This window comes from Aeromonas sp. QDB63 (assembly GCF_027707425.1).
GTDB classification, from domain to species: domain Bacteria; phylum Pseudomonadota; class Gammaproteobacteria; order Enterobacterales; family Aeromonadaceae; genus Aeromonas; species Aeromonas caviae.
In genome coordinates this window covers 39,422-50,594 of sequence record NZ_JAPCIS010000033.1, presented here as the reverse complement: position 1 = coordinate 50,594, position 11,173 = coordinate 39,422, and the positions used below count along the sequence as shown (strand labels likewise).

The window sequence follows — 11,173 nt, the reverse complement described above, 5'->3', positions numbered from 1 at the left end:
TAGCGACTAATCAGATCGCACAAACTGGACTGAGTTCCCTTCCTCCGGTGATCTACTATTCGGAACAGCTATTTAGATGACGGGTTGTCCGAGTTCAGACTGAACGGCGTGTGTGTATTTTCTCCGGGTGCGGCGACGGGCCTGGACCGCCTCTGCCAGCATGGCAAGCAGGTGTTCACTCTCTTCCCAGCAGAGGCAGGCATCGGTCACTGACAGACCGTATTGCAGTTCACCCAGAGGAGCCGGTTTCTGGTTTCCTCCCAGCAAGAAGCTCTCGACCATGACGGCGGCGACGGCTTGGCTCCCTTCGCTCAGCTGGCGACAGAGCTCTTTGGCGACCTTCAGCTGGTTCGTGTGCAGCTTCTGGCTGTTGCCATGGCTGCAATCCACCATCAGGCGAGGGGGGAGTCCCTGGCGGGTGAGGCGGTCTGCTGCCTCCGCCACATCGCTCTGGTGGTAGTTGGGCAGGGTGCCGCCACGCAGAATGATATGGCCGTCGGGATTGCCTTCGCTCTTGATCACTACCATGCCGCCCTGGCTGCCGGGGGCGGTGAAGAGATGGGAGGCGGTACTGGCCTGGATGGCATCGATGGCGACCCGGATATTGCCGTCCGTACCGTTCTTGAATCCCACGGGGCAGGGCAGTGCGGAGGCCAATTGCCGGTGGACCTGAGACTCCGTGGTGCGTGCCCCGATGGCGCCCCAGCTGACGAGATCGGCGAGATAGAGAAAGCTGGTGGTGTCGAGGAATTCGGTGGCGGTGGCGAGCCCCAGTCCATTGATGTCGAGCAGCACCTGGCGTGCCAGATGCAATCCCCGATTGATGTCGTTGCTGCCGTCCAGGTGCGGATCGAAGACCAGCCCCTTCCAGCCCACCGTGGTGCGCGGCTTTTCAAAATAGGCTCGCATGACTATCTGAAGGCTGTCTTCATAGGCGGTGGCGAGTCGTGCCAGCCGTCCGGCATAGTCCAGGGCCGCGACGGGATCATGGATGGAGCAGGGGCCAATCACGACCAGCAGGCGATCGTCTTCACCTGCCAGGATCCGGCGTGCCTGATGGCGCTGGTTGTCGATGTGCCGGGCCATGTCGGCCGGACAGGGGTGCTGCGCCAGCAGCTCGGCAGGGGTGGGTAGCGCCTCTATGGCGAAGGCGCGCATGACCGAATTCAAAACTGCCATCTGGAGTTACCTTGCTGTGCATGTGTGCGATGGGGAACCCGTATGCGCCATCCTGTTGGGAGCAGACAGATTCACGGCTCATCGCAGTTGTTGAGAATGATTGTCATTATCTTGGTGTTTGTCTCAAATGCAAGTGCAATGAAATCGCCAGGCGAAGATGGGGGGAGAGAGAACGATGGCGGGGGAACCGCAGCAAAAGCAGGCCGCTTCCCCGAGGGAAGAAGCCCGCCAGTCACAAGATAAAGAGGGGATCAGCTGTCCATCACGGCGTGCCTGTCCTGATGGTAGGCGTCTTCATCCTTGCCGCTGCGCCAGTAGGGGACTGCGTAGACCCGCTGGCGCTCGGCATCCAGGGCGCGTCTGACGTGGCGGCGCAGCGGCACGACCAGGCTCTCTTCCCCGCCAAACCAGAAATAGCTCCCCTCGGCGACCATGGGCTGGGCGGTGAAATGCGCCACCAAGGTCGCGGCCTGCTCCGGATTGCCCACGAACCAGCGCAGGTCGACGCCGGCCGGCAGCGACAGATCCTGCACGTCGTCCTGATGGGGGACCAGCAGGGCGATATGGCCGAGGGCATGGGCCGGCATCACCTCCACCATGGCGCTGATGGCGGGCAGGGCGGTGAGATCCCCCGCCATGTAATAGTGCTCGGCCATTTGCAGCATGGGGTCGGGACCGCCCGGGCCCGAGATGGCGAGCTTGTCACCCGGTTTGGCGTGCAGGGCGAAACGACTGGCGGGGCCGGCCTCGCCGTGCAGGGCGAAGTCGATGTCGAGCTCCAGCGCCTCCCGGCGAAATGCGCGTATGGTGAAGGTGCGAATGACGGGTTTCTGGGCGGGATCGAGCCAGCGAGGCCCCTTGTCGGTGGGGGTGGGCAACACTATCTCGCGCTGACCCGGTCGGGGCAGCATGATCTTGACATGAGCACCGCCACAGCTGAAGGGGTAGTCCACAAGCTCGGGGCTGGTCAGGCAGATTCGGCGCAGGTGCGGGCTCACATCCTGAACATGCTTGACGGTGAGCAGGCGGGGGCGATTGGCCGGGGCGGGTTGAGACATGGGCATACTCCTGGCTGATGATGGCGCCCATTCTTGATGAAATGAAAACTATTATCAATTGGTTTGTGGAAAGAATGGGTCGCGATTGACCTCCTCGGGATGTCCATCGCGATCCCACACTCTTTGCCTGGGTCAGGATCGATCGCTTCCCCCCAGCGCCCGATAAATGCCTGCCATGTTGTTGAGCTGGGCCTGCTGCTGTGCCAGCAGAGCGAGCTCGGCATCCCACAGGCGGTTCTGCTCATCCAGCCAGGGTTGCACCCCGGTGGCTCCGGCCAGGAAACGGGCGCTTGCGAGCCTTTCGGCCTCCCGGGCATAGGCCCTCTGCTGCTCCAGATAGCGCAGCCGCTGTTCCCCTTGCTGACGGGCGGCCAGGCCATCCTCCACTTCCAGCAGCGCGGTATAGAGCTGCTTGCGAAATTCGGTTTCGGCAATCTGGTAGTCGATGTCGGCGCTGGCGATGGAGAGCCGGGTCTTGTTGTACTCGAGGAAAGGGAGCGCCAGCGTGGCGCCCAGGGTGCCAACCGGATTTTGCAGCACCTGGGTCAGGGTATCCGAGGTGGTGCTGGCACCGCCGGTCAGGCTCAGGGTGGGATAAAAGCCGGTGCGGATCTCGTCTCCCCTCGCGAGAGTCTTGCGCAGCCTGAGTTCGGCGGCGCGCACATCGGGCCGCCGGGCCAGCACATCGGCGGGAATGCCGGCCGCCAGGGACGGGATCGGGCCCATTACCAGGGCGTCGGGAGCGTCAGCGAGCGGCCCGCTGCTGCGGCCCAGCAGCAGGCGAAGAGCATTGCCCGCCTGTGCCCGCTGCTGGGTGAGGGTGGTGAGCTCCGCCTGCTTGCCTGCCTTCTGCTGGCTGGCCTGTACCAGATCGAGTCGAGTCACGGCGCCCGCCTCGTATTTGGCGCGGGTCAGGCGTTCAATGCGCTCCAGATTGGCCAGTTGCTGGGTGCCCAGGGTAATGGCCGAGCCGAGGTAGGCCAGTTGCCAGTATTGCTCCAGGGTCTTGCCGATGAGCAGCAATCGGGTGGCGGCCAGATCCTGTTCGCTGGCTTGTGCCTCCCAGCTCGCCTGATCCCTTGCCGCGGCCAGTCTGCCCCAGAGATCCACTTCGTAGCTGAGGTTGAGGGAGGGGCCCAGGTTGCTGCTGGCGCTGCCATCTTTCATGTTCTTGGTGCCGCTGGCCCCGAGATTGGCGCTGACCGAGGGGGTGAGGTTGGTGTCAGCCAGATCGGCGCCGAGCAGGGTGTTCTTGAGCTTGAGCCCGGCCACCCGCATGTCCGGGTTGGCGGCCAGCACCGCCTCGACCAGGCGATCGAGCGCGGGATCCTGGAATCCCTGCCACCAGGGACCAGCCTGCTGCACGGTGAGGCCCCGGCTCTCCTGCTGCCATGCTGGCGCCACGTCGAGATCGGGTCTGTGATAGGTGCTCTGCTGGCTGCAGGCACCGAGGCTGGCGGTGAGCATCAGGCTTAGCCCGAGCCTTGATAGGTTGTGCATCGTCATTCCCTCGCCAGTGCCTCCACCGGATCGAGCCTGGCCGCATTGCGGGCGGGCAGGTAACCAAACAGGATCCCGATGAGGGAGGAGCACCCGAAGGCCATCAGGATGGAGAAGAGCGAGAAGCGCATCTGGAAGCTTTCCACGAGCAGGGAGAAGAGAGCGCCGATGAGCAGGGCGAGGCCGATACCGAGCAGCCCCCCCAGCAGGCTGACCATCACCGCCTCGATGAGGAACTGCTGCAATATGTCGGACTGGCGGGCGCCGACGGCGATGCGGATCCCTATCTCCCGGGTACGCTCCACCACCGAGACCAGCATGATGTTCATCACGCCGACGCCGCCGACGATGAGGGAGATCACCGCGATGGCGGAGACCAGCAGTGTCAGGGTGGCGGTGGTCTTCTCCACCGATTTGACGATACTGTCGCTGCTGAAGGTGAAGAAGTCCTTCACGCCGTGGCGCTGGGTGAGCAGGGCGACTGCCGCCTGCTCGGCCAGGGCGGGCTGGACGCCGTCCTTGACCCGGATGGTGATCTGGGTGAAGTGCTGCTGGGAGAGGAGACGGCTCATGACGGCGCTGTAGGGGAGCCAGACATTGACCGACTGGCTGCTGCGGCCAAAGCCGGTCTCCTGGGTGACCACCCCCACGATGCGCACCGGCAGGGTGCCGACCAGCACCACCTGGCCGACCGGGTCCACCTTGCCGAGCAGGCTCTCTATGGTCTTGCCATCCACCACGGCGACTGCCGTCCGGTTTCGAATGTCCCGCTCATCGAGCAGGCGCCCCTGGGTGAGCGTCATCCCCTTGACCCGGAAAAAGTCGTTGCCGACCCCGATCACGCTGCCGCTGCTGGTCTTGTTGCGATAGCGAAGCTGGCCCGACGTCGCTATCTGTGGGCTGGCCCCCTCCAGATAGGGCTGGCCGAGCAGCGCGTCGAGATCCCGCTCGTTCAAGGTCTGGATGCTGGCGGCCTTCTCGTCTCCCCAGTCCTTGCCGGGGAAGATGTCGATGGTGTTGGTGCCCATGGCGTTGATGTCGTCGATCACCTTGGCGCGCGCCCCCTGACCCAGCGCCACCACGCTGACCACGGCGGCGATGCCGATGATGATGCCGAGCATGGTGAGGAAGGTGCGCATGCGATGGGCCAGCATGGCGTGCAGGGCCATGCGCCCCGCCTCCCGGTAGCGATCCCAGCCCCGGCTTGCGGTGCGGACGGCGGCGCCTGTGCCCCGTGCATCTTGCCCGACAGAGGGAGGGGCCAGCTGGCTGCCGTCACCTGGCTGCGGGTGGGCTGGCGCCCCGGATGGGGAGGGGGAGGCTGCGTTGTCATCGGACGCCCGATGGCCGCTGTCCTCCACTACCCGCCCGTCACGCAGGGTGATGATGCGATCCGCATGGCTTGCCACCGCCATGTCGTGGGTCACCAGAATGATGGTGTGGCCCTGGGCGTGCAGCTCCTTGAGGATGGTCATCACCTCCTTGCCGCTCTGGCTGTCGAGAGCGCCGGTGGGTTCGTCCGCCAGGATCACCTCGCCGCCGTTGGCGAGCGCCCGGGCAATACTGACCCGCTGCTGCTGACCGCCGGAGAGCTGGCCGGGTCTGTGGTGGCTGCGATCCTGCAGTCCCAGGCGGGTCAGCAAGGTGCGGGCTCGGGCCTGGCGATCAAGGCGGGCAGTGCCGGCATAGATGGCGGGGATCTCCACGTTGGCGGCCGCATCCAGATGGGGCAGCAGGTGATAGCGCTGGAAGATGAAGCCGAAGTGGTGGCAGCGCAGCCGTGCCAGGGAGAGGGCATCCAGGGTCGCGGTGTCTTGGCCGCGAAACAGATACTGGCCGCCGCTCGGGCGATCTAGGCAGCCCAGCAGGTTCATCAGGGTCGATTTGCCGGAGCCGGAGGCGCCGACGATGGCCACCATCTCCCCGGCATCGATGGCGAGATCCAGCGGGTGCAGCACGGTCACTTCGTGCTCTCCGCTCTGGTAGCGCCGCTCGATACCCTTGAGACGGATCAGGAGCTCGCTCACGGCTCCATCTCCCCTTCATCGTGCAGGGCCGGTTTGCCCTGCTCCAGGATCACCTTCTCCTGCTCGGTCAGGCCGCTCACCACCTCAATCTTGATGTCATCCTTCATGCCGGTCTTGATGCGGCGGGTCTCTCTCTGGTCCCCCTCCTTGAGCAGGCTGACCTCGTACTCGTTGTCGCCAGTCTTCTTGCCGAGGGCGGTCTGGGGAATGGCCAGTACCTGCTTGCGCTCGCCGAGCACGATGGTGACCTGGGTCGTCATGGCGACCCTCAACTGATGGCCGGGGTTGGGCACATCGAACAGGGCATAGTAGTAGATGGCTGCATTGCTGGTGGCCGTGGTGCTGGCCGTCTGCTCATTGATGTTGGTGGGGGCCAGCTCGACCGTGCGAAGGGTACCGTGGTAGCGAGTATCCGGATCCCCTATCAGGGTGAAATAGACCGGCATGCCTGCCTTGACACGGGTGACGTCCGCTTCGGAGATCTGGGCCTTGACCGTCATGGTGTCGAGATTGGCGAGCTTGAGCAGGGTCGGTACCGTCTGGCTGGCGGCCAGGGTCTGCCCCTGCCGGGTGACGATGGAGACGACGGTACCATCCATGGGGGCCTGAATGCGGTTGTAGCCGAGCTCCGTCTTGGCGCGCTCCACCTTGATGATGGCGTTGTCGATGTCGGCCTGGGCGCTTTGCAGCTCGGCCCGGGTGACGGCAAGCTGGGCTTCGGCGCTCTCCAGATCCGCACGAGAGCTCGCTTCCTGCCGAAACATCTGCTGCTGGCGGCGCCAGGCAAGCTCGTTCTGTTTGAGCTGTGCCTGCTTGATCTTGAGCTGGGCGCGGCGGCTGGCCAGCTCCGCCTCGGCGGTCTTGAGGTTGTTCTGGGCGATCAGGGGATCGATCTCCGCCAGCAGCTCTCCTTGTTTGACCTGTTGACCCGCTTCCACCGCGAGATAGGTGACCTGACCCGAGACCTGGGCCCCCACATCCACCTGCTCGATGGCCTGCAGTACGCCACTGGCGAGCACCGTCTGCTCCACATCCTGTCGGGTAACCGTTGCGGTCAGTACCGGGTCCGGTGTGTTGCCTGGCCAGGCCAGCCAGGTGACGAGAGGGATCAGCACAAGGGCGAGCAGGGCGAGCTTGCCGGGTTTTCGAAGAGCTTTCATTTATCACCTGAACGAAACGAGCGAAGGCGTGCAAGGGCCATATCGTGCAGCAAATGGCCCTCAAAAAGAAGCGAGCAATGTGTAAGAAATCGTGTGGTTCTGGCGGTGACGCAGTGGAGGAGGTCAAGCTGGGGGAGGATGACGGCGGGGCGTCAGAAACAAGAAGACCCGCTCAGGGAGCGGGTCTTGTGGTGTCAACCGACGGCTTTGAGCAAGGCGGCGTGAGGCTCGTGGCAGATCTGGATATCGAGGGGCAGTTTGTAGAGGAGCAGGCGGGCCAGCGAGCCCTCCATCCAGTGATGACGGCTGCCGACCAGCAAGAGGTCGGCGGGGTGGGCGGCCAGCCAGCGCTGGAGATCCGGTACCACGTCATCCACCACCAGGCACTGGTAATCCACCGGATGAGACAGCTGGGTGATGAGTTCACTGATGATCGCCTTGGCATCCAGGGTGCCCTGGGGGCTGCGCTCCTCTTGTGACAGGGACAGACTATTGCGACGGGTCTTGCTGCTGTGGGTCAGGTGCAACAAGGTCAGGTTGGCGCCCAGCCCTTGTGCCAGACGGCTCGCCTTGGCCAGTGTCTCCTGCTCGTAATCCTTGCCTTCCAGCAACAGCACAATATTGGTCGGGCTCATAAGCAGTTCTCCTTGGCAGGTGCGGGTCAGACGGCGGAAGCGCGCTCCCATCCTCCCTTCCCGCGAAATGTCAGCTCAAACGAACCCGGTGTGTTTGCATCAAGCGTCACCTTCTGTCGATGGCAACTGAAGGTACCGAGTCCGTTTACATCATCATAACAGACTGAGTTGAATGGAAAATGAAGGAGTGGGGCCGTTCGATATATGAATGAGTGCAACGAAGATGAGTGGCGTCCTGACCATGGCGATGGAAACCCGACTGGGTGATGACCAGGCTGGCAGGTTCAGACTGAGCATCAAGACACGTGCCGCGGATTAGCCAGGGCAGCTCCTCGTTCTTGCTTGCGGCTCACGGCATGGGTCAACCAGGCCGGCACCGTCGGCAAGAGGCTTCAACTGGCCAGCGCGATGATGGCACGGTCAATCTGAAAGGGCCGACATGGACGGGAGGGCATCCCTCCCGCCCCGTGGTCAGCTTGCGAGCAACTCACGGGCGTTGGCCAGGGTGTTGTCGGTGATCTGATCGCCCCCCAGCAGGCGGGCCAGTTCGTTGAGCCGGGCACCCGGGGTGAGCGCCTGCATCTGGGTTTCCGTTGTCTTGCCGTCGGTGTGTTTGCTCACCACCATGTGCTGGTGACCCTTGCCTGCCACCTGGGGCAGGTGGGTGACCACCATCACCTGGGTGGATTCGCCGAGCTGGCGCAACAGGCGGCCCACCACGGCGGCGGTCGGGCCGCTGATCCCCACATCCACTTCGTCGAAGATAAGGGTCGGGGTGGAGATCTTGCGGGCGCTGATCACCACGATGGCGAGGCTGATACGCGACAGCTCGCCGCCAGAAGCCACCTTGCCAAGGGGTTGGATGGGCTGACCCGGGTTGGTGGTGACCATGAACTCCACCCGATCGATGCCAAGGGGCGAGAGGCTGCTCTGGGCATCGGGTCGCACCTCGATGGCGAAGCGGCCATCGGGCATCGCCAGTTCGTGCATGCTGGCGCTTACCTTGGCGCCCAGCTCCTCGGCATAGCGCTGGCGGCTCTGGCTCAGGGCCTCGGCGGCCTGCACGAAGGCCTGGCGGGCCGAGGCCAGCTCGTCTTCCATCCCCTCGAGTCGCTCTTCGTCGGAGTTGAGGCGGGCCAGATCGGCGGCCAGCTCCTGATGGTGCAGGGCCAGCTCCGCCGGTTTGACATGGTGCTTGCGTGCCAGGTTGATGGCCTTGGAGAGGCGGCTCTCCAGCTCGTTGAAGCGCTCTGGATCCAGTTCCAGCCGGTCGAGATAGCTGCGCAGCTCGCTGTGGCTCTCCTGTACGCCGATCAGGGCTTCGTTGAGCATGCCGAGCACGTTGCCAAGCCGGCTGTCCATGCCGACCAGGGTCTCGGCCCTGTCCACCGCCGTCTGCAGCAGACCGGCGATGGTGGTCTCTTCATTGTCATAGAGCAGATCGAGGCAATACCCGCACTCCTGCATCAGCTCGGTGCCATTGGCGAGCCGCTGATGCTCCTCTTCAATCTCTTCAAACTCTCCCGGCTGAAGGGCAAATTCATCCAGCTCCTGCACCTGGTATTCGATGAGTTGACGGCGGGCTTCCCGCTGCTGCTGCTCGGCCTTGAGCCGGTTGAGCTCGTTTTGCAACTGGCGCCACTGCTGGTAGTGGCGGCGCACATCGTCGAGGAGCAGATGATGACCGGCGTAGCCGTCCAGCAGGGCGAGCTGGTAATCGGGTTTGAGCAGCATCTGGTGAGCGTGCTGACCGTGGACGTTGACCAGCAGTTGACCCAGGTTCCTGAGCTGGGCGAGGGGGACGGGAACCCCGTTGATATAGCTGCGAGAGCGCCCCTCGGCGGACAATACCCGCCGGACGATGCACTCACCGTCATTTTCAAGCTCGTTGGTGGCGAGCCAGGCCCGGGCGGCAGGATTACCCTCCAGCAGGAAGCGGGCACTCACCTCGGTCTTGTCGCTGCCCGGGCGCACCATGCTGGCTTCGGCGCGCTCCCCCAGGCACAGCCCCAGAGCATCGATGGCGATGGATTTACCCGCCCCGGTTTCCCCGGTGATGCAGGTCATCCCCGGTTGCAGATCGAGCTCGAGAAACTTGACGATGGCGAAGTTGTTGACGGTCAGCTGGGTCAGCATGGTCTCATCCTGTATGGGTCAACATTACTGTGTATGTATCCAGTATATACTGGTCTTATATACAGTAAAGTGGGCAGGGAGGATTTTTGCGAAACAGGGGGAGGGCAAGGATGTCAAGGCCGCGGCATGGGTGTGACGCCGATCAGATGGCCTGCAAAATCAACCTGCGTACCTGGCATGGGCTGAGGCGATGCGAGAAGCCACCTCGAGGGGCTCTCTTGTGGTGAGTGGCTGGCTGAGACACACTCGAAACAGTCCTGGTTGAGCCTGGGCTGTGTACAGACCTCTTCGCAAGGATGCGTCACGATGATCCATACCCCGACCCTGCTGCTGATCTCCCTGGCAATCAACCTGATGTCGGGGCTGATCATGCTGTTCATCCACTCCCTGAAGCCGGGTCGAGGCAACTTTCTGTACTGGTCCCTCTCCGCTTTTCTCTTCTCCCTCTCCATCCTGCTGCTCAGTCTGGGGGTATTGGGAGGGTATCCGGCGCTGGGCATCCGGGTCGGCGGCCTGGTCTCGCTCATGAGCATCCTGCTGTTGCTCGCCGGTTTTTGTGCGCTTTACGAGCGCGCATGGCATCCCCGTGCCGTGGGGGGAGGCGTGGCGGTGTTGCTGCTGCTCTATCTGGGGTTGTCCAGCCTCGCCCCCGTGCGTATTGTGCTGGCTCTGATGGAGTCGATGTTGTACCTGTGGTGCGCCTGCCTCATCGTCTCTCTCGGCCGGCAACAGAAGCGGGTGCTCCATGTGGTGGCGCTCATTTACCTGCTGCATTTCACCATCCTGCTGAGTCAGGGGGGGCTGCTCTTGCTGGGAGCTGAAGGGCGGATGGGAGACGGAGGCTGGCTCGATCTCATCTTCTTCATGCACATGGTGCTGACCATCGGCTCGGTGTTGTTGCTGCCTCTGGTGGCCTATGTGGAGACGGAGGAGGCATTGCTGGCGCTCTCGGAGCGGGATCCCCTCACCGGGGTGCTCAATCGGCGCGGCCTCTTCAGGCTCGGAGAGGGTACTACGCCTGGCCAGACGCGCTGCGTGGTGGTCCTGGACATCGATCACTTCAAGCGGGTCAACGACCAGTTTGGTCACGGCTGCGGGGATGAAGTCATTCGCTATGTGGCCGGGGTGCTGGTGGCCGAGGTACGCAAGGATGATCTGGTGGGGCGCATTGGTGGCGAGGAGTTCGCCATCATCATGGGGGGCGTGAGCGGCCAGATGGCCCGCGACATCTGTGACCGGATCCGCCGCCAGATAGAGACGGGCTCCCGGCAGGGGGCCTGCCTGCCGTGCGAGGGGGTTACGGTGAGCATGGGGGTTGTGTGCGCCAGTGCCGAGGCTGACCTGGCACTGATGCTGACCAAAGCCGATGCTGCCATGTACCGGGTGAAGGAAGCGGGACGAAACGGGGTGCATCTGGCATTCGAGCCGGCACTGCCTCGGCTGGTCGAAAGCAGCGAGGGGTAGACCCTCGCCACCGA

The 11,173-nt window shown here is 63.6% G+C and carries 8 protein-coding genes; 1 reads left to right on the top strand and 7 read right to left on the bottom strand.

Annotated elements, in window-relative coordinates; genetic code table 11:
• Nucleotides 1–72 precede the first annotated feature (72 nt).
• From PG879_RS17090 to recN, 7 genes are all read right to left on the bottom strand, one after another.
• Nucleotides 73–1,179, bottom strand: a complete 1,107-nt coding sequence (locus PG879_RS17090; RefSeq protein ID WP_045524002.1) for a 3-deoxy-7-phosphoheptulonate synthase — start codon at nucleotides 1,177–1,179, stop codon at nucleotides 73–75.
• 251 nt (nucleotides 1,180–1,430) lie between these two features.
• Nucleotides 1,431–2,237, bottom strand: coding sequence for a siderophore-interacting protein (locus tag PG879_RS17085; RefSeq protein WP_203764617.1), 807 nt, complete (start codon nucleotides 2,235–2,237; stop codon nucleotides 1,431–1,433).
• A 132-nt stretch (nucleotides 2,238–2,369) separates the two neighbouring features.
• The gene (locus tag PG879_RS17080) at nucleotides 2,370–3,743 is read right to left on the bottom strand and encodes an efflux transporter outer membrane subunit (RefSeq protein ID WP_270830475.1); all 1,374 of its coding nucleotides are present in this window, start codon (nucleotides 3,741–3,743) and stop codon (nucleotides 2,370–2,372) included.
• Nucleotides 3,740–5,764 (bottom strand): MacB family efflux pump subunit, encoded by a 2,025-nt coding sequence (locus tag PG879_RS17075; RefSeq protein WP_270830474.1) that lies wholly within the window; start codon nucleotides 5,762–5,764, stop codon nucleotides 3,740–3,742. The genes PG879_RS17080 and PG879_RS17075 overlap by 4 nt, the downstream gene beginning before the upstream one ends.
• On the bottom strand, nucleotides 5,761–6,924 hold the full coding sequence (locus PG879_RS17070) for an efflux RND transporter periplasmic adaptor subunit (protein WP_119197447.1): 1,164 nt from the start codon (nucleotides 6,922–6,924) through the stop codon (nucleotides 5,761–5,763). The genes PG879_RS17075 and PG879_RS17070 overlap by 4 nt, the downstream gene beginning before the upstream one ends.
• 194 nt (nucleotides 6,925–7,118) lie before the next feature.
• Nucleotides 7,119–7,559, bottom strand: coding sequence for a universal stress protein (locus PG879_RS17065; protein ID WP_039039240.1), 441 nt, complete (start codon nucleotides 7,557–7,559; stop codon nucleotides 7,119–7,121).
• Nucleotides 7,560–8,030: 471 nt separating this feature from the next.
• Nucleotides 8,031–9,695, bottom strand: coding sequence for a DNA repair protein RecN (gene recN / locus PG879_RS17060; RefSeq protein WP_042014248.1), 1,665 nt, complete (start codon nucleotides 9,693–9,695; stop codon nucleotides 8,031–8,033).
• Between the two features lie 306 nt (nucleotides 9,696–10,001).
• Between recN and PG879_RS17055 the strand changes: the two genes are divergently transcribed.
• Nucleotides 10,002–11,159 carry a GGDEF domain-containing protein gene (locus tag PG879_RS17055; protein ID WP_270830473.1) on the top strand — a complete coding sequence of 386 codons (1,158 nt, stop codon included), beginning with the start codon at nucleotides 10,002–10,004 and terminating at the stop codon, nucleotides 11,157–11,159.
• Nucleotides 11,160–11,173: the final 14 nt, after the last annotated feature.